This window comes from Olsenella sp. kh2p3 (assembly GCA_900119625.1).
In the GTDB taxonomy this organism is placed as follows: Bacteria; Actinomycetota; Coriobacteriia; order Coriobacteriales; family Atopobiaceae; genus Tractidigestivibacter.
Window position 1 is genome coordinate 280,073 of sequence record FPKD01000001.1, and the last position, 17,126, is coordinate 297,198.

The 17,126-nt window shown below is 61.4% G+C and carries 15 protein-coding genes; 3 read left to right on the top strand and 12 right to left on the bottom strand.

The annotated features are described in order from the left end of the window. The first annotated feature begins 209 nt into the window (after nucleotides 1-209). The gene (locus BT122_RS01250) at nucleotides 210-1,310 is read left to right on the top strand and encodes a DUF6591 domain-containing protein (protein ID WP_072354263.1); all 1,101 of its coding nucleotides are present in this window, start codon (nucleotides 210-212) and stop codon (nucleotides 1,308-1,310) included. A gap of 608 nt (nucleotides 1,311-1,918) precedes the next feature. Here BT122_RS01250 and nagA read toward each other — a convergent pair. From nagA to BT122_RS01290, 8 genes are all read right to left on the bottom strand, one after another. After that, nucleotides 1,919-3,079, bottom strand: a complete 1,161-nt coding sequence (gene nagA, locus BT122_RS01255) for an N-acetylglucosamine-6-phosphate deacetylase (RefSeq protein ID WP_072354264.1) — start codon at nucleotides 3,077-3,079, stop codon at nucleotides 1,919-1,921. An 83-nt stretch (nucleotides 3,080-3,162) separates the two neighbouring features. Beyond that, the gene (locus tag BT122_RS01260; protein ID WP_072354265.1) at nucleotides 3,163-4,332 is read right to left on the bottom strand and encodes an AgaS family sugar isomerase; all 1,170 of its coding nucleotides are present in this window, start codon (nucleotides 4,330-4,332) and stop codon (nucleotides 3,163-3,165) included. A 25-nt stretch (nucleotides 4,333-4,357) separates the two neighbouring features. After that, nucleotides 4,358-5,086, bottom strand: a complete 729-nt coding sequence (locus BT122_RS01265) for a GntR family transcriptional regulator (RefSeq protein ID WP_072354594.1) — start codon at nucleotides 5,084-5,086, stop codon at nucleotides 4,358-4,360. Between the two features lie 146 nt (nucleotides 5,087-5,232). Then, nucleotides 5,233-6,333, bottom strand: coding sequence for a PTS system mannose/fructose/sorbose family transporter subunit IID (locus BT122_RS01270; RefSeq protein WP_072354266.1), 1,101 nt, complete (start codon nucleotides 6,331-6,333; stop codon nucleotides 5,233-5,235). Continuing rightward, nucleotides 6,323-7,132, bottom strand: coding sequence for a PTS mannose/fructose/sorbose/N-acetylgalactosamine transporter subunit IIC (locus tag BT122_RS01275; protein ID WP_059053339.1), 810 nt, complete (start codon nucleotides 7,130-7,132; stop codon nucleotides 6,323-6,325). The genes BT122_RS01270 and BT122_RS01275 overlap by 11 nt, the downstream gene beginning before the upstream one ends. 125 nt (nucleotides 7,133-7,257) lie before the next feature. Next, nucleotides 7,258-7,740, bottom strand: coding sequence for a PTS galactosamine transporter subunit IIB (gene agaB / locus BT122_RS01280; protein WP_072354267.1), 483 nt, complete (start codon nucleotides 7,738-7,740; stop codon nucleotides 7,258-7,260). Between the two features lie 90 nt (nucleotides 7,741-7,830). Continuing rightward, nucleotides 7,831-8,115 carry a preprotein translocase subunit YajC gene (locus BT122_RS01285; RefSeq protein WP_072354268.1) on the bottom strand — a complete coding sequence of 95 codons (285 nt, stop codon included), beginning with the start codon at nucleotides 8,113-8,115 and terminating at the stop codon, nucleotides 7,831-7,833. Then, a complete protein-coding gene (locus BT122_RS01290) occupies nucleotides 8,115-8,546 on the bottom strand; it encodes a PTS sugar transporter subunit IIA (protein WP_072354269.1) in 432 nt (143 codons plus the stop codon). Before BT122_RS01290 ends, BT122_RS01285 begins: the two co-directional genes overlap by 1 nt. Nucleotides 8,547-8,955: 409 nt before the next feature. Here BT122_RS01290 and pfkB point away from each other — a divergent pair, with 409 nt between their 5' ends. Next, nucleotides 8,956-9,888, top strand: a complete 933-nt coding sequence (gene pfkB / locus BT122_RS01295) for a 1-phosphofructokinase (protein ID WP_072354270.1) — start codon at nucleotides 8,956-8,958, stop codon at nucleotides 9,886-9,888. A 10-nt stretch (nucleotides 9,889-9,898) separates the two neighbouring features. On the opposite strand, the gene BT122_RS01300 is transcribed toward pfkB, so the two are convergent. Beyond that, on the bottom strand, nucleotides 9,899-10,675 hold the full coding sequence (locus BT122_RS01300; RefSeq protein ID WP_072354271.1) for a DeoR/GlpR family DNA-binding transcription regulator: 777 nt from the start codon (nucleotides 10,673-10,675) through the stop codon (nucleotides 9,899-9,901). Between the two features lie 364 nt (nucleotides 10,676-11,039). On the opposite strand from BT122_RS01300, the gene BT122_RS01305 reads away from it, so the two are divergent. Further along, the gene (locus BT122_RS01305; protein ID WP_072354272.1) at nucleotides 11,040-11,891 is read left to right on the top strand and encodes a class II fructose-bisphosphate aldolase; all 852 of its coding nucleotides are present in this window, start codon (nucleotides 11,040-11,042) and stop codon (nucleotides 11,889-11,891) included. Between the two features lie 411 nt (nucleotides 11,892-12,302). Here the strand turns inward: BT122_RS01305 and BT122_RS01310 are convergent, their stop codons facing one another. From BT122_RS01310 to BT122_RS01320, 3 genes are all read right to left on the bottom strand, one after another. Continuing rightward, complete coding sequence (locus tag BT122_RS01310) at nucleotides 12,303-15,236, bottom strand: glycoside hydrolase family 3 protein (protein ID WP_177242176.1); 2,934 nt, start codon at nucleotides 15,234-15,236, stop codon at nucleotides 12,303-12,305. Nucleotides 15,237-15,359: 123 nt separating this feature from the next. Beyond that, on the bottom strand, nucleotides 15,360-16,154 hold the full coding sequence (locus BT122_RS01315) for a DeoR/GlpR family DNA-binding transcription regulator (RefSeq protein WP_072354274.1): 795 nt from the start codon (nucleotides 16,152-16,154) through the stop codon (nucleotides 15,360-15,362). Between the two features lie 5 nt (nucleotides 16,155-16,159). Continuing rightward, a complete protein-coding gene (locus BT122_RS01320; protein WP_072354275.1) occupies nucleotides 16,160-17,077 on the bottom strand; it encodes a 1-phosphofructokinase family hexose kinase in 918 nt (305 codons plus the stop codon). Between the last annotated feature and the right edge of the window lie 49 nt (nucleotides 17,078-17,126).

The following is a 17,126-nucleotide window of genomic DNA, read 5'->3' on the forward strand; positions in this document are numbered from 1 at the left end:
CAGAGGTCGGATTCGCTTGCCTCGGCACAGCCGAAGCACCGACAAGACCAATCTTAGAAAGCGCGCCAAGAATTACCTCAGTTGCCAACTGAAAACCGGTCGCGGAATTCAGTTGGCAACTGAGGTAATGGACAACGCCCCTTCTCAGAATTGGTTCAGCAGTTACGCAATCCAATAAACCCAAGTTCAGCCACGAGAAAGGGGCATCCATGGAATGGGAGAAGGCCAATGGCGCAGGCGGGTCCGGGACATCGTCTGGCAGTGGGGTGCCCAAGGGAAAGAAAGGCGGCAAGGGCAAGATTGTCCTTCTCGTTATTGTCGCTTTAATTGCAATATTTATGATATCCCGCTGCAAGGGCAGTTCGAACGATGCCAAGAACTCCAAGCTTGACTGGCCCTCGAGCGGGCTTGCGACAATGCTTCCCGAGCCTGGCACGGAAAAGGGCAAGGTCGAGATCAACTCTGGCACCGCATTCTCCGCAACGCTTGCCAAGTACTCGAGCAGAGACTACTCAAGCTACGTTGACGCCTGCAAGGAGAAGGGCTTCACGGTCGACGCTGACCAGATAGGCATTGGCTACGCCGCCTTTAACGAGAAAGGATACAAGCTCTCACTCACCTATTACGAGCGCAAGGAGGAGCTCACCGTCCATCTCGAGGCGCCTGACGAGATGAGCACCATCACCTGGCCCACAAGCGGTCCAGGATCGCTGATTCCCGCTCCCCCGTCCACGCAGGGCTCGATTGTCCAGGATTCCTCCAAGGTTTACCACGTAAACGTCGGGGACATGGACAAGGATGCCTTCTCGGCATACGCCACACAGTGCAAGGAAGCGGGCTTTGACGTGGACTACAGTAGCGGTGACACGTACTACCAGGCGAAGAACGCAGATGGCGCAAAGCTCCGCGTAGACTACAAGGGCGCCAACGTTGTGTCCATCAGAATCGACGCATCTGAAGCAAGCTCAACCGGGAGCGATACAACTTCTAGCTCTTCCTCATCGGACTCTTCCACGACAACCGATTCGTCAGTCGTGACCCCGGAATTCAAGGAGACAATGGACTCCTACGAGGAGTTCATGAACAAATACTGCGACTTCATGGTCAAGTATACTGGCGCAAACGCCTCCGACCAGGCAAGCATGCTCGCGGATTACACCGACCTCATGCAGCAGGAGGCCGACTGGGCCCAGCGCATGTCCGCCGTTGACGAGAGCACACTCAGCGACGCAGACGATGCCTACTACATCGAGGTCCAGGCCCGCGTGAGCAAGCGCCTTATCGACGCGGGCGTGCAAATCCAGCAGTAGCAAGGACGAGACCGCATCGCAGAACCCCCTGGCACCCCAGGTGCCGGGGGGTTCTCGTCTAGGGAGGGCAGCTGTTCCAATGCTGCGCGCCCGTTTCTTCGAGCGGCTGTTTCGCAGCCGACGCGGCCCTCTCGCACCCGGAGCACCTCTCGCACCCGGAGCACCTCTCGCACCCGGAGAATAGCTCCTTTTCTTAAAAGGAAACTACATTTGCCCAGGTCAGCGATATCGGGTTTAAGAAATGGAGCTATTCTCCGCGAAAGAGAGCGGCGCGAGACCTGATCGCAGCACCAAAATCGCAGCGCGAGCGCCTCTCGTCTCCAAATCTGCAGCTTAATAGCAGTTAGCTGAGTGCGTCGCTGAGAAGAACCACAGGTAGGAACCTTGCCACTCCTTGCACGGCTGCTATTAACCCGCAGGTTTCCCGAGCGAGCTCGTTCGGGCGCACGTTCGAAACCCCGTTGAGGTCCCGGGGGCAGGCCCGCGACCGCCACCACGTATAAAACAGCGGCTCCGGCGCCAAATTGACGCCGGAGCCGCAACAATAGCGGAAATCCTGACCAAAACGGGCCTTCGGGCGCCGTGGGACGAGAGGAGCGCGCCGCGCCCTACGCCACGGGCACCAACTCGCCGCCAACATACGTCGCCGTGAGCGACATGTCGGCCGCGTAGACGTTGAAGTCCGCATTGCGTCCGGGCAGCATGCTGCCGCAAACGTCATCTACGCCCGCCGAACGGGCGGCAACCTCGCTACCCATGCGGATGGCCTGCTCGGGCGTCACGATGCCCCAGTCGACCATGTTCTTCACGCCCTTGGCGAGCGTGAGGACAGAGCCAGCGATGCTGCTCATGTCGGCCAGATAGCAAAGGTCATCCTTCATGACCACGGGCAAGCCGCCGCTCATGTAGTTGCCCTCGGGCATGCCACCGCAAGCCAGGCAGTCCGTGATGAGAACCACGTGCTCCCAACCCTTGGCGCGCACGAGCGCCGCGCATGCGGCCGGCTGCACGTGGTGGCCGTCGCAGATGAGCTCCGCGTACGTCTCGTCCGTGGTCATGGCACAGCCGAGCACGCCCGGCTCGCGCTGGTGCAGACCGCGCATGCCGTTGTAGGTGTGCACGAACACGGTAGCGCCGGCGTCGACGGCGGCAATGCTCTCGTCGTACGTGGCATCGGTGTGGCCAAGCGCGGTCACCACGCCCTCGGCGGCAAGGCGCGAGATGTACTCGGGCGCCTCGGGATACTCGGGCGCAAGCGCACTCTTGCAGATAAGGCCGCGCGCCCTGCGCTGCCACTCCGCAAAGTCGTCGTACGAGGGCGGCACCAGGTACTTGGGGTTCTGGGCGCCCTTGTGCTTCTCGGTGAAGAAGGGTCCCTCAAGGTAGATGCCCGGAATGCGTGCGCCCACAAAGTCATCGTCGCGCTCGTCCACCGCGTCCGCGATGGCCTCACACTGGTTGCCAATGTTCTCCACCGAGTCGGTGAAGGTGGTGGGCAGCCACGCCGTGGTGCCACGCTGCGCGAGCGCCACAGAGGCATCGTTGATGCCGGCAGGGTCGATGTCGGTGGTCGCGTGGTTGTGGAAGCCGTGTATGTGGGTGTCAACCAGGCCGGCACCAACGTAAGCGCCTGCATAGTCGACAATCTCGCAGTCAGGCTTCTCGGTCGAGAAGGACCCAAAGCGACCGTCGGTGATGGTGAGGTAGCCCTCTCCGGTGAGCCTACCGGGGAGAACGAAGTGAGCGGCATGAACCGCATACGTTGCCATGATCTCTCCTTCCAGGGCCAAAGCCCTCGGTGCGGGGATAAGTTAACCAAGGTATACCCAAGGCTCCCCGCACCGAAGCAGGACTACAGGCTAAACGGGTGAATGGTCACGCCCTTGACCACGCGGTTCACGGTGCCAGAGGGCGACGGGGTGTCGGGGGTGTTGCCAACCTTGATGGAGGCGTTAAGGGAGATGGTCTGCGCAAACATCACGAAGGGCAGCGCGAGGTAGACCTCGGGGAGAAGCACGTCGCCATCAAAGGAGAAGTTCTCGCCCTCGAAGTCGTTGCCGGTACGCTGCTGGATGCCCACGGTGGCAAGCGCAATGTCGTCGCCCTTGACCTCGTTCAGGATGTCAAGGTCGTACTGGCGCGTGTAGGGGTCGTTGCTCACGAAGTCAAGCACCAGGGTCTTCTCGTTGACAAAGGACTTCGGTCCGTGACGGTAGCCCATCGAGGAGTCAAACGAGGTGGCAATGCGGCCAGCGCACAGCTCCAGGATCTTGAGCTGAGCCTCGCGGGCCAGGCCAGAGAGGGATGCGGAGCCCAGGTAGGTCACGCGGTCGAAGTCGCGGTCGAGCCAGCTCACAATCTCGGGCTCGCGGGCAATGACCTCGCGGCCCATCTTGGCGGCACGGGCAACCCAGGTGCGCTTGTCCTCGATGCAGGCCTGATCAAAGATGAGCGCCGAGAGGAGCAGCATGCAGGAGTAGCTGCCCGTCATGGCAAAGCCCTTGTCGTTTGCGCGAGGGATGAGCAGCGTAAGGGCGCGCTCGTCGTCCTTGGACTGCTGAGCGAGCTTGCCCTCGGGGGCGCACGTCACATTGAGATAGAGAAGATTCTTGGCGACCTGCCCAACGCGCTCATAGGCAGCCACGCTCTCGGGGCTGTTGCCGCTGCGCGCAAACGAAACCATGACCGTGGGGTCCTCGGGACGCACGTAGTCGAGAGGTGCGCACACAACGTCGGTGGTGGCAACGGGTGCAAACTCAAAGGCCTCGTTGTCGCCAACGCGACGCAGATAGGGCACGAGCGTGTCGCTCACATACGCCGAGGTGCCGGCACCGCAGAAGATCACGCGGGTGCGACGGTCGCCGCCCAGGGCGCGGGCCTTGGCGAGAAACTCCTCAATTGCCGGCAGGTTGTCCTCGTAGATCTTGAGGGTGTCCTCCCACAGATCCGGCTGCTGCTTGATCTCCTTGGTGGTGATCTGCGCACCCATCGACGTGAGCGTTGCCTCATCCTTCTCGAACATGTTCTTCTCCTCTCGGGGGCCTTCCCTAGCCCCGATAGTGTGAAACCTTGTATCTGAACTGGTCGGCTCGAGCAACGCTTCTGGTGTACTCGATGGCCGTGTTCTTCACGTTGAAGGTAGTGCGATAGAGCTTGAGTACTGGTGCCGCCTCGCTTATGCCGAGAATCTCCGCGTCGTCCTTGCGGGCAACGCTTGCGCAGAACTCCTCCTCGGCCACGCGAATGGTCTCGTGGTAGACCTTCTCCACGATGTCGTAGAGGGGCTGGCTCTCGACGTCCGTGCGAGTAAGGCCGAGAAACTCGGACGCTGGAAGATACGTGCGCTCCACCATCATGGGGATTCCGTCGGCGGCACGCAGACGCTTCATGCGAATGACGGGGTCCCCAATGCGCAGCCCCAGGCACGCGGCAATGTGCTTTGGTGCCTCTCGGGTATCGAATTCGAGCACCACCGTGGTGGGAACTCGACCCATGCTCTTCATCTGCTCGGTGAAGCTGTAGGTCCCCATGAGGTTCGTGGCCTCGCGCACGGAGTCCGAGACGAAGGTCCCACGTCCGTGCTGCCTGGTTACGAGCCCCTGGCGCTCAAGCTCCGCGAGAGCCAGGCGCACGGTGGTTCGCGAGAGGCCGTACGTCTCGCAGAGCTCTCGCTCGGAGGGAAGCACGTCACCGGGACCCATCTCGTTTTCTATCTTCTCGTGAAGAAGGTCGACAAGCTGGTCGTAAAGCGGCTGCTTTCGCGAGATGGGGGTCATGTCTTCACCGTCCTGAAAATGGCGCGAGCACGCGTCAAGCGTACCCGCGCCGCCTGTTGCCATAGAGCCTGCTGCGCACGCGTGCCGAATTGGATTCCGGGCACCCGGGGCGGCGGGCCGCCCCGGGTACGCAGCAATTGTAGGGCTTAGCCCCAGATGCTCGGCCAGATGCCGAAGCCGGCACCAACAATACCGATGATGAGCACGAGAACAATACCCTTGATAGGGGTGAAGTTCTTCTTGGAGAACAGGTAGTACAGAAGCATGACCAGCGCGAGCGGGACAAGCTTGGGGCAGATGCTGTCGAGGATCTTGGCGATGTCGACGGTGACGGGCGTGGTGACGGTCTCCATGTAGGTGACCTCGCTCATGCCGTTGCCAAGGTCAGTGGCGCCAGCGGTCACGGCGTTGCCATCAGCATCGGTGGTAGCCAGGGGGTTGCCGGAGGCGTCAACCATGCCGGAGAGCGTGGTGCCGTCGGTGTCCTTGGAGATGACCTCGAACTTGCTCACGTCCTCGGTTGGGACGGTCGCGGTGTGCGCGACGTACGCCTGGGTGGAGCCGTTGGGGATCGTGAGGTTGATCTGCGTGCCGCCCATGGTGACGGTGAGGCAGCCAACGACGAAGACGCCGAGGATGGAGGCCGCACGGGTGAACGCCTTCATGTGCTCCATGAGGGAGTCAAGCGCGTTCATGCCCATCTTGTACGACCAGTTCATGAGACCAAAGCGAAGCGCGAACTGGATGATGTTGAAGACGATCAGGAACAGGATGGGGCCAAAGATGTTGCCTGCGATAGCCATGTTCGAGGTGATGCCGGCCAGAATAGGCACGAGGGTCATCCAGAAGATGGCGTCACCGATGCCACCAAGCGGTCCCATGAGGGAGACGCGGACGGCGCGGATGGTGGGGATGTCAACCTTCTTCTGCTCCATGGACAGGATGATGCCCATGGCGAAGGTGACGAGGAACGGGTGGATGTTGAAGAACTCCATGTTGTGGGTCATCGAGAGCGCGAGATCTTCCTTGTTATCCGCGTGAATCTTCTCGAGACCGGGAAGGATGGAGTAGAGCCAGCCTGCGGACTGCATGCGCTCGTAGTTGAAGGACGCCTGCAGGAAGCAGGAACGCCACGCCATCTTGTTGAGCGTCTTCTGGTCCAGGTCGGCAGCGGGCGTGAGGTTCTGGTAGTGAGTCACACCCTCAAAGCGGTTGACGGTCTGAGCGGTCGTCTCGTTAGATGCCATCTTCCTCACCTCCGTCGGTGTCAGCAGCAACGGCAACGGAACCCTTGAGCTCGGTGTTCTGCTGGTAGTCCCAGTAGGCGAAGCCAAAGCCGATGAGGGCCAGGATCAGCAGGGCAGGAGTCGCCAGGCTGGAGATGCCGGAGACGATAATCGCGAGGCCAAAGCCCATGAAGTAGAAGCCCCACATGTCGCGGTTCATCATGAACTTGAGCAGGATTGCGAAGCCGACGAAGCGCATCATGCCACCGGCAGCGGAGAGGCCATTGCTCAGCCACTTGGGGATGGCGGCAACGACGGCGGAGCCGACGGCCTGGCCGCCGATGAAGAACAGGGTGACAACGACGCCAAAGATGAGGCCGAGCAGGCACATCGAGAGGTAGTTGATGTGCTCGATGCCCTTGGGGTTAGCCTCGGCGGCGTACTGGTCGCACTTGGACATGAGCGGCGACATGATCGTGAAGATCAGGGTGACGCCGTACTGGCCAAGCAGGGAGAACGGAATAGCAGTAGCGACAGCAGCGTTCGGGTCAAGCTTGAGGGTGATTGCCAGAATGGCCGCCATGATGCCACCGACAACCGCGTTAGGCGGCTGGGCACCTCCGATTGGCATGTTGCCAATCGTCATGAGCTGGTACGTGCCACCAACGATGAGGCCGGTCTGCACGTCGCCAAGGATGAGGCCGATCACCATGCCGGTGACGATCGGCTGATACAGAGACTCGAGGAAGCTGAACTGGTCGATAGCCGCGATGAACGTGACGATGAAGACCAAGATCACCTGGAGAGCTGAGTATTCCATCCTTGTTCCTCCTTTCCTATGGTTCCTAGTACCACGTGCCACGGATAGAGATAGAGCTATCGCCAGCACCCGTCCCTCACGGGTGCGCACGACCAAACTAAGTTGTTGCGAAAAGCGTTAGATGGCTACTCGAAGAGCTTTGCCGTAGGCTCGACCGGCGTGCTGGGCACGCGCTGGATCGAGAGCTCCACGCCCGCGTCCTGGAGCGCGCGGAAGGCGGCAACGTCCTCGTCGTTCACGGCGACGGAGGTTGCGACCTGACGCTTGCCCTCGGACATGTGCATGTTGCCGATGTTGAGCTTCTTGATGGGAACGCCGCCCTTCACCAGGCGCAGCGCGTCCTCGGGGTTCTCCACGATAAGGAAGATGTGCTGGCGGGCAGCGGCCTTGTGGATGACATCAATGGTCTTCTGGATGGAGAAGTACCTGGTGGCAACGCCCTGCGGTGCGGCCATGTCCATGAGCTTCTGGCGCATCTTGTTGCCGGCAACATCGTCGTTGGCAACAAGGATCAGGTTAGCGCCGATGGTGCTCGTCCACTGGGTGGCAACCTGGCCGTGAATCAGGCGGTTGTCAATCCTGGTAAGAAGAATGTTGGGCTCAGCCATGCTTGCTTCCCCTTTCTCGTTCTCACCCGCATTCGTGGGGCGAGGCTATTCCTGCTCGACTACGGACGAACTTGCTTGTGCTGACGTGCATTACTTCTTGGCGATCTCCTGGATCGCGTACCTCGAGACCTCTACGATCGCTCCGGACTTGACCTCTACGTCGCAGGTCTCCTCGCCAACGCGGACAAGCTTTCCAAAGAGACCACCGGCAAAGGCAACGCGCTGGCCAACCTTGAGGCTGGAGTGGAGCGCGGCGAAGTAGGCCTTCTGCTTGTTAGCCTTCACCGCGCTGTAGATCGCATAGACAACGCCCATGATGGCAATGAGGATCAGCAGCGCCGCGCATGCGGCGAGCACGTTCTGCCAGAAGTCCATTACAGACCCTCGTCCTCGGAGTCAGGCTCATCGTCGATGGTGAGAACCATGTGGACAACGCCCTGCTTACCTGCCTCAACGGCGCAGTCGACAAGTTCCTGCGTAGTGGAATCTGGCGTGCGGGTGGTGAGAACCTCGAGAAGCATGGGCAGGTTGGTGCCCGCGACCACCTCGACGCCAGGGGCAGTCTGCGTTTTCATCATGGCCTGGTTGAACGGCGTGCCGCCCATGAGATCGCAGAAGACAATCACGCCGTCGTTCCTCTCAGCGGACGCTGCGATGGCATCGGCCAGCTTCTGGGGAAACTCGCCCGCCTCGTCCTCGTGGAACGGGACAACATCGAACTCCTCCTGCGGGCCAGCGATCATCTTGACGGAGCTGGCGAGACCAACAGAAAAATCTCCGTGACCAGTGAGCACAAATCCGACCATCCAAGTCCTCCTCTGACGGGGTTCTTCATCACGCCTTACAGGCTAGAAGACTTTTGGTTCGAACAAGGAACCTCTTTGTTTCGCCCGTCGTGCTTCTCGGTTACTGGTTATTACCACGTTTCAACTAACGCCACTTTACAGGACCTCCGCAATTAGTCCAGAGAAAACTTGGTTATTCTTTAATGCATGCCGTTTACGGTTAAATTCATATCGGTCACGGTACGAAATTGCAGGTAGTGGTACTAATTTACAAATACCAGCGCATATTGGCAGATACTTTCTCGCATAGATGTCGTAGATTTCTGGTATATCCAGTGGTTGTTACCAACAGACAAACTAACCTTCATCGGAGTTTTTTTTTCAGGAACTGGTATCTAATTTGCACCCCAGAATTGCAAGGAGGAGCATCGTGATTCTCACCGTTACGCTCAACACCTCTATCGACAAGGCCTACCGCATCTCTTCGACCCTCGAGCGTGGCACCGTCATGCGCGTGGCCGAGTGCATCGACAACGCAGGCGGCAAGGGCCTCAACGCGTCGCGCTCGGTGGCAACGTGCGGCGAGGAGGTGCTCGCGACCGGCTTTGTTGGCGGCAACAACGGACGGCTGCTCTGCGAGCTGCTCGACCGCGACAAGATCCCCCACGACTTTGTCGAGGTGGCAACCGAGACGCGCTGCTGCGTGAACGTGCTCGAGCCCGACGGCCTCTCCACCGAGTTCCTCGAGCCCGGCCGCGAGGTGACGCCCGAGGAGCTCGCCGCTCTCGAGGAGCGGCTCTCCGCACTTATTGCGCGCGCGGACGTGGTAACCATGAGCGGCAGCTTCCCCAAGGGCCTGCCCTCCGACACGTACGTTCGTCTCATCAAGCTGGTTCGCTCGCAGGGCAAGCCATGCATCCTCGATACCTCCGGCGCCACGCTCAAGGCAAGCATCGACGCGCTCCCCACCATGGTGAAGCCCAACACCGACGAGATCGGCCAGATCCTTGATCGCAAGGTCTCCTCGGTGGAGGAGGTCATCGGCGCGGCGCACGAGCTCCACGAGCGCGGAATAGCGCAGGTGGTGGTCTCGCTCGGTGGCGACGGTGCCGTGATGGCATGCGACACGGGGACCTTCCGGGGGATTGCGCCAAAGATCGAGGTCGTGAACCCCGTGGGCGCTGGCGATACCATGGTTGGCGCCTTTGCCGTTGCCATGGCCCGCGGCCTGAAGCCAGCCGAGCAGCTGCGCTACGCAATGGCCTGTGCAAGCGCCAACTGCATGTCTGCCTCCACCGGCCACTTTGACATGGAGGTCGCGCGCGGCCTCATGGACGGCACCCGCGTGGAGCGCATAGCGTAAGGTACCGCCCCTACTCACCCGCAAGGATCAGTCTTGTTGGAAGATCCCCGAGGCAGCCGGCAACAGCCCCCTCGGGGTCTTTTTCCATCACTATGACGTCGGCATCGCCCACGTCGCCAAAGAAAAAGAGCCCGCGTGCGCCCACCTTGCTTGCGTCCATGAGCACGCAGGTTGTGCCCGCGCAGGCGAGAAACGCGCGCTTGAGTTCCGCCATGCCCTCGTAGCCAGTCATGAAGCCGCGGCCAGGGGCAAAGGCAGTTGGGCACACGAAGGCCACGTCGGGCCGCAGCATAGAGAGCGCCGAGACGGCCACGGCACCGGAGGTGTAGCGGTGGCCCTTGCGCAGCGCTCCGCCCAGGAGAACCACCTCGGCGGAGGGCATGGAGCGGTCAACATAGTCGGCAATGGTGAGGTCTGCCGTCACGATGGTCACTTCACCGCGATCGCCCAGCGCGCGCACGAGCTCAAGGCCCGTGGTTCCCGTGTCCACGAGCACGGACTGGCCTGGCTCGACAAACTTCGCGGCTTCCCGGGCGATGGCGCGCTTTGCCTCGACGTTCACGTTGACGCGCAGGTCCTGGATCGACACCGTGAGCGTTCGAGAGAGCGAGACCGCCCCACCGTGGGTGCGGCGCAGCTTGCCGTCGCGTGCGAGGGCATCAAGATCTGCTCGCGCGGTGACGCGAGACACGCCAAGGGCATCTGCCACCTCGGCAACCTGCACGGATGAGTTTCTCTCAAGCATCGAGAGAATTGCCGCGCGCCTCTCCTCTGCAAACTCGGTCATGTGCTCCTCCTCGCCCGCGGGATTAAGTTGCCCGGCATTTCGATTCCACGCGGGATTGATTTACCAGGTAAATCAATCCCACTGCCCGGCAAATCAATCCCGCTACGCATGTGTGCAAACTGTGTTTCCTTCTCTTTGTCTAAAAGAAAGATATCACAAGCAGAATTCTTTCTTTTCTGCGTTTTGGAAAGCCCTGGGGAGCCCTTCCGAACGTCTGCGGCCACCGGCGCCTTGCGGTCGCTTTTCGTTGCTGACCAGCACCGCCATTTGCCCAAGACCACGTCTGCAAGCAGGCACGATACAATCGCGTTGCGGATAAGGAAGCCCCACGGCACAGCCCGTGGGAACGTGAAGGGAGAGCGCGATGCTCGTCACAACCAAGGGAATGCTGCTCGACGCCCAGGCCGGCCACTATGCCGTGGGTGCGTTCAACGTGGAGAACCTCGAGTTCGTGATGGCCGTCATCAAGGCCGCCGAGGACAAGCACTCCCCCGTCATCATGCAGACCACCCCGGGCACCATCAAGTACGCCAGCCTCGACTACTTCGCCGCCATGGTGCGCGTCGCAGCCGAGAACGCCAGCGTCCCCGTGGCACTCCACCTCGACCACGGTGACGGCTTCGACCGCTGCATGCAGGCCCTGCGCGCCGGCTACACCTCCGTCATGATCGACGGCTCCCACGTGCCCTTCGAGGACAACATGGCCCTCACCGAGAGCGTGACCAAGGTCGCCATTGCCATGGGCGTGCCCGTCGAGGCCGAGCTTGGCAAGGTCGGCGGCAAGGAGGACGATGGCCCGGCGGTCAAGGGCGAGAACCCCTACACCGATCCCGATGAGGCCGAGGAGTTCGTAAACCGCACCAAGTGCAGCTCGCTTGCCGTTGGCGTTGGCACCGCACACGGCGTCTACAAGGGCACCCCGCACATCGAGCAGGGCGTCCTCAAGGAGATCCGCAACCGCGTCGACGTGCCGCTGGTCCTTCACGGCACCTCCGGCGTGCCCGACGACCAGGTCGCCGAGGCCATCAAGAACGGCATCTGCAAGGTGAACTATGCCACCGAGCTGCGCCAGGCGTTCACCCGTGGCTTCATGGGGTACATGGCCGAGAATCCCAACAACTTCGACCCCAAGAAGCCCTCGAAGCCCGGCATGGAGGAGATCTACAAGGTCGTCGCCTCCCACATGGACAACCTGGGCTCCACAAACAAGGCGTAGGCGCACGCACAGAGTAACGTGCGGCCCGGACGGCATATGTGCCCTCCGGGCCGTTTTCTGTACCGCAGGGCGCCCGTTCTGCTCAGTTATTGCACGATATTTCTAGCTAGCACTGTATTTGCCCAGTTAGAGTTCATTCTGCCGTGAAATAACGCGCAATAACCCCTTCTTGAGCCGCTCGTACTTTCTTATTGCTATTACAGGGTGCCAGTCTCTCTCGATTATTGAACGTTATTCCTGGAAGATTCTGTATTTGCCCAGTTGTGCTTCAGTACGCTCTGAAAAATCGCGCAATAATTCTGCCCGATGTATAGACGCCGAGACACACTGAGCCCCTTGCAGCACACTCGCCGCTCGCTGGAGCGTTGCTTTCGCTCGGCTACCGTTCAGGAGGTCCGGCCAGCCTGCCATCTAGGCCTTCTCGGCGCTCTTCTTCTTGATGCCAACCACAAGGCGCCAGGTCGCAATGCCCACAAGTACCACCGAGACCACGCGCAGCACGGCAAGCAGGGTGAGCCCGGGCGTCGTGATGGCGGAGCTTCTCGGCCGCGCTGCAGAGATGTCCCCCGTGGCATCTACGTAGCTCTCGTTTGCCACGCGCGCATCGAGATAGGCGTAGAGGAAGTCTTTTGTCGCGCGGCGAAGGTCGCTCACGTAGCTGGCAGAGCTTGGGTTAGACGCGAGAGACCCGCCGGACATCTGCATCCAGAGGTCTCCGCCATGCCGTAGCATCTGGTCGCCGTTCATGTATGCGGTGTGATCCGAGAAGTCCGTCACAACAACCCCGTTGAAGCCCCACTCGCCACGAAGCACGTCCGTGAGCAGGGCCTCGGAGCCACCCGCCCACACCGCGCCAACGCGGTTGTAGGAGCTCATGAGCGCCGTTCCGCCGTAGTCCTCCACCACAGTTCGGAAGGGCTCGAGGTAGACCTCGCGAAGCGTCTGCTCAGAGAGCCAGGTGTAGACGCCATCGCGGTAGACGTAGGCCTCGCCGTCGTTGAGCGCCAGGTGCTTAACGTAGCAGTACACGCCCGTGTCGCGCGCGCCCGCCACTACGTTGCCGCAGGTCTGCCCCACAAGCAGGGAGTCCTCGGAGTAGTACTCGTAGTTGCGCCCGCCAAAGGGGGTGCGATGGAGGTTCGCGCACGGCGCGTACCAGCCAGAAAGCCCACGCTGCGCCGCCTGCTCCCCACAGGCAAGCCCCACCTGCCGGGCAAGGTCGCGGTTCCACGTCTGCGCGAGAACAACCGCGCTAGGAAAGCCCGTCCCGGGGTTGGTGGGCACGAAGCTCTCGATCTGCGCCGGGCCGTCAAGCTCGCGGGTCTCGGACGTTCTTCCCACCGAGGCGAGCGGCGAGGCGCCAGAGTACGCGTTGGTGACAAGCTGCTCCATCTCGGCAACCGTAAGCTGGTCGAGGAGAGAGTCCCACTGGGGGTCGCCGTAGTTGGCGCCCAGCTTGCGCCCCAGGCCCGTAATGATGCCGTTCCTCTCGATGGCCAGGCCGTTGCGTGCCCCGGTTGTAGGCATCGTCGCGCTGCGGGCGTCATCAGCAGCTCGTTCCTCGTCTGTATACAGGTTGAGCGCGGCGACGCTCGTGGGCATGACACGCGTCGAGGCAATCTCCGGATAGGTTCCCGCAAAGTCAGCGCGCGAGAGGTACGTGATGTCCTGGCCAGTGCCAAGCCCGTCCGCGCTCACGCCATCCGTGGCATCCTGGCCGGTGAAGCGATTGGTAACCTGAGCTCCGGTCTTCTCGTCCGTGGGAAATTGCCGGCCTTGAGAGAGCCCAAGCGAAAGCGTTGCGCCCTCGGCGTCATCCACGGTATGGGCATCATGCCGCAGCGTGAGCGTGTATGTTCCGGGGTCAAGCTCCCACCCGGCAAAGCCGTTGCCGTTTGCGTCGTAGCAGTCGTAGCTCGCCATGGCGCGAGCGCTCACGGTAAGCGTGACGTCCTCGGACTCGCCCGGCGCAAGCTGGCTGGTCTTGGCGTAGTCCCCCAGCACCACAGCGCTCTTCTCGATGCCGCCTGCAGTGTAGGGGGCACTGTAGTAGAGTTCGACCACGTCGCGCCCGGCAACGCTGCCCGTATTGGTAACGCGAACGGTGACCGAAGCGCTGTCTCCCAGCTCGGAGCCCTGCGGCGGCGCATCGACAACCTGCCAGTCAAACGTGGTGTACGAGAGTCCAAAGCCAAACGGGTACTGAACAACGCCCCGGTAGCCCGTGCCGTGATCGTTGGATACATTGCTCCAGAAGCCCTCGGCGTCCGCCGTCTCGTACCACTTGTAGCCCACGTAGATGCCCTCGGAGTAATCCACGTACGAGACCTGGTCATAGGCCTCGGGCAGGGAGAAGTTGCCGTTCTGGGTGCCATCCGCGGGATAGAGACCATCGGCCGAGATATACGCACCAACATGCTCGCTCGCGCTGGCATAGGCCGGCGCAGTCGAGAAATCATACGCGTAGGTGTCTGCCGTGCGCCCGGAGGGGTTCACCTCGCCCCGCAGAATCTGCGGCAACACCTCGGCACCGTACTGGCCCGTGTAGCCCGCAAGCAACACAGCATCAATGCCAGGCGTTGAGTCAAGGGCGCCCAGCGCCATGGCGTTTGCCGAGTTCACCACCACAATGACGTTCTTGTACGTGGCGCCCACATAGGCGAGAAGAGCCTCCTCCTCGGTCGAGAGGTCAAGCGAGGTCCTGCTGGCATCCGTTACCACCGAGCCGTTCTTCTCGGATACCTTGTACTGCACAAGCGGCATGTCGTTGCTCTCGCCCGCGTAGCGCTGCAGCACAACGATGGCGGTATCCGAGAAGTCCCTGGCGTTTTCCAGCAGCTCGTCGGTGTAGCACGTTCGGTCCGCAATCGAGGGCTCGTAGAGCACACTCGACTCCTCCGGTTTGCTCGAGAGAGTCTTGGGGCGCTTCCCAGTGCCATGGAAGTCTTTGTACATGGTCGTAAGCTCGGTGTTTGTCTCGATGCCGGCATCGTTCAGCGCCGAGATGAGGTCCGTCTCCACCGAGGTCACGCAGCCGGAACCCGAGCCGCCGCCAAGCCAGTCGACGGACGCCCACCCAAAGATGTTCACCTTGGTGACGTCGCTCGAGAGGGGCAGCGTTCCATCGTTTGCGAGAAGGACGGCCCCCTGGGCCTCAACCTCGCTTGCCAGTTGGCGCGCGGAGTCATTGGTCGCGGCAATGGTTTCCTCGGAAGGCTTGTCCACAAGCGTGCCGAAGAGCCTCGTGACTACGGGGCTCACGCTGTTCTCGAGAATAAATCCCACGACCATCACGGCGACCATGAAAGCCACGGCAAGCGCAAAAAAGACCTTCTTGCGCGTCACGTGCACCCCTGGCGTCGCCGACCTCCTCCCGGCACCTCGCTGAATGTCTCTCCTCGAATGGGCCATTCCCGTACCTACCCTTTCTTGGGGACATCAAGCGCCCCGGGGGCCACGGCTCCTGCGCTACGCGAGAACCACGCGGCTCCTGCCGTCCTTGCCAGCCGTGGCACTGGCCACAATGCCACCTGGATCCCTGTCCATGATGACCACGTCAACCTCAGTGGGAGCTGCAAAGCGCACGAAGGAGCGGGAGGCGCCAACCTTGGAGGAATCCATGAGGATGATGGTCTTTCTCGCATGGCGCATGAACTCGACCTTCGTGGTGGCCGTGCGCTCGAACTCGGCAAGGAAGCCAAAATCTGGCTCGAAGGCGTCCGCGCCGAGAAAAACCTTGTCGAGGTAGATATCGGAGAGCGACGAGGCCACCATGGGGCCGGCAAAGTGTCGGTATTCGCGGCCCAGGATGCCACCCGTACACACGGGCGTGGCCTGCGGGAGAAACTGCTCGACGTAGATGAGCCCGTTGACATCGTTGGTGATGATCGTTATGCCGTGCTTCTCGCCCAGCCAGTGGAGAAAGGCCAGGGTTGTGCTGCCTGAGCCGACAAGGATTGTCTCGCCATCCTCCACAAGCTCCGCGGCACGCCTGCCAATTGCCTGCTTGGCACGGGCGTTCTTGTGCACGCGCTGCGGGACCGCAGGAATGACGAGCTGCGTCACGGGCACCGCTCCCCCATGGGTACGCTTGAGCTGCCCCTCGCGCTCCATGGTGTCAAGGTCGGTGCGGGCGGTCACGGAGGAGACCCCGCAGTGCTCGCAGATCTGGACGACGGAGACGGTTCCGCTCTCGTGGATCATGTCGAGGATGTACCTCTGCCGCTCTGCGGCGAGCATCCGCGGGCTCTTGGTCGAATTCATGGACTCTACTCCACCAGGTCAACGCTGATAGATTGTGCAAAGCTGTCGACAAGGGCAAAGTCGCCGAGACCCGCGCTCATGGCGACGTTGGCGCCCGTTGCCATGGCTCGTGTGAGCGCCGGCTCTACCTGGTCGCGGTTGGGCAGCCACACCGAGAGGAAGCTCGCGAGCGTGGCGTCCCCGGCGCATGCCGTCGAGAGGACGTCGACCTTGGCGGCGTTCGCATGCCAGACGTGCTCGCCGTTGAAGAAGTACGCGCCCTCGCCGCCCAGCGTGAGGAGGATGTTCTTGGCACCGGCGTCGTGGATGGTATGGAGCGCGGAGACGATGTCCTCCTCGCTCTTCACGTCCACGCCAAAGATGGCGGCAACCTCCTCGTCGTTGGGCTTGATGAGCAGGGGCCCCTTCTCGACAAGCTCGCGCAGGTGTGGGTGGGAGATGTCCAGCACGAACTCCGCGCCCTTCTCACGCACCACGCCGATGAGCTCGTCGTAGTACGAAGGGTCGATGCCCGTGGGCAGGCTCCCGGAGACCACGAGGCACTCAAGGTCATCCAGCCCGCGGATCAGCTTGAGCATCTCCTCCTGCTTGGCACGGTTGACCTCGGCGCCGGCATTGGGGAACTTGTACTCCCCCTCCGGCGTGGTGAGAAACACGTTCACGCGCGTGATGCCATCAATCTGGACCGGCATCACCGGGCAGATCTTGTCTGCCTCGCGAACGATGTAGTCGCCCGAGAAGCCACCGAAGAAGCCCAGTATCTTGGAGTCGATGCCGTAGTGATTGAGCGTAAACGAGACGTTCAGGCCCTTGCCGTTCGGCGTGTACACCGCGTCGCGCGTCCTGTTGACATGCTCGGTCGATATGGTGTCCGAGGTGATGTTCATGTCGATGGCGGGGTTGGTGGTAAGTGTGTAAATCATTGAGCTTCCCTTGATCGTTCTCGACGCATGTCACGCGATTGATAACGCC

What these genes read in the sequence shown, in the direction of transcription:
- BT122_RS01250 (WP_072354263.1), top strand. Translation starts at nt 210, where the DNA reads ATGGAATGGGAGAAGGCCAATGGCGCAGGCGGGTCCGGGACATCGTCT.
- nagA (WP_072354264.1), bottom strand. Translation starts at nt 3,079, where the DNA reads ATGGCAACGTATGCGGTTCATGCCGCTCACTTCGTTCTCCCCGGTAGG.
- BT122_RS01260 (WP_072354265.1), bottom strand. Translation starts at nt 4,332, where the DNA reads ATGTTCGAGAAGGATGAGGCAACGCTCACGTCGATGGGTGCGCAGATC.
- BT122_RS01265 (WP_072354594.1), bottom strand. Translation starts at nt 5,086, where the DNA reads ATGACCCCCATCTCGCGAAAGCAGCCGCTTTACGACCAGCTTGTCGAC.
- BT122_RS01270 (WP_072354266.1), bottom strand. Translation starts at nt 6,333, where the DNA reads ATGGCATCTAACGAGACGACCGCTCAGACCGTCAACCGCTTTGAGGGT.
- BT122_RS01275 (WP_059053339.1), bottom strand. Translation starts at nt 7,132, where the DNA reads ATGGAATACTCAGCTCTCCAGGTGATCTTGGTCTTCATCGTCACGTTC.
- agaB (WP_072354267.1), bottom strand. Translation starts at nt 7,740, where the DNA reads ATGGCTGAGCCCAACATTCTTCTTACCAGGATTGACAACCGCCTGATT.
- BT122_RS01285 (WP_072354268.1), bottom strand. Translation starts at nt 8,115, where the DNA reads ATGGACTTCTGGCAGAACGTGCTCGCCGCATGCGCGGCGCTGCTGATC.
- BT122_RS01290 (WP_072354269.1), bottom strand. Translation starts at nt 8,546, where the DNA reads ATGGTCGGATTTGTGCTCACTGGTCACGGAGATTTTTCTGTTGGTCTC.
- BT122_RS01300 (WP_072354271.1), bottom strand. Translation starts at nt 10,675, where the DNA reads ATGACCGAGTTTGCAGAGGAGAGGCGCGCGGCAATTCTCTCGATGCTT.
- BT122_RS01305 (WP_072354272.1), top strand. Translation starts at nt 11,040, where the DNA reads ATGCTCGTCACAACCAAGGGAATGCTGCTCGACGCCCAGGCCGGCCAC.
- BT122_RS01315 (WP_072354274.1), bottom strand. Translation starts at nt 16,154, where the DNA reads ATGAATTCGACCAAGAGCCCGCGGATGCTCGCCGCAGAGCGGCAGAGG.
- BT122_RS01320 (WP_072354275.1), bottom strand. Translation starts at nt 17,077, where the DNA reads ATGATTTACACACTTACCACCAACCCCGCCATCGACATGAACATCACC.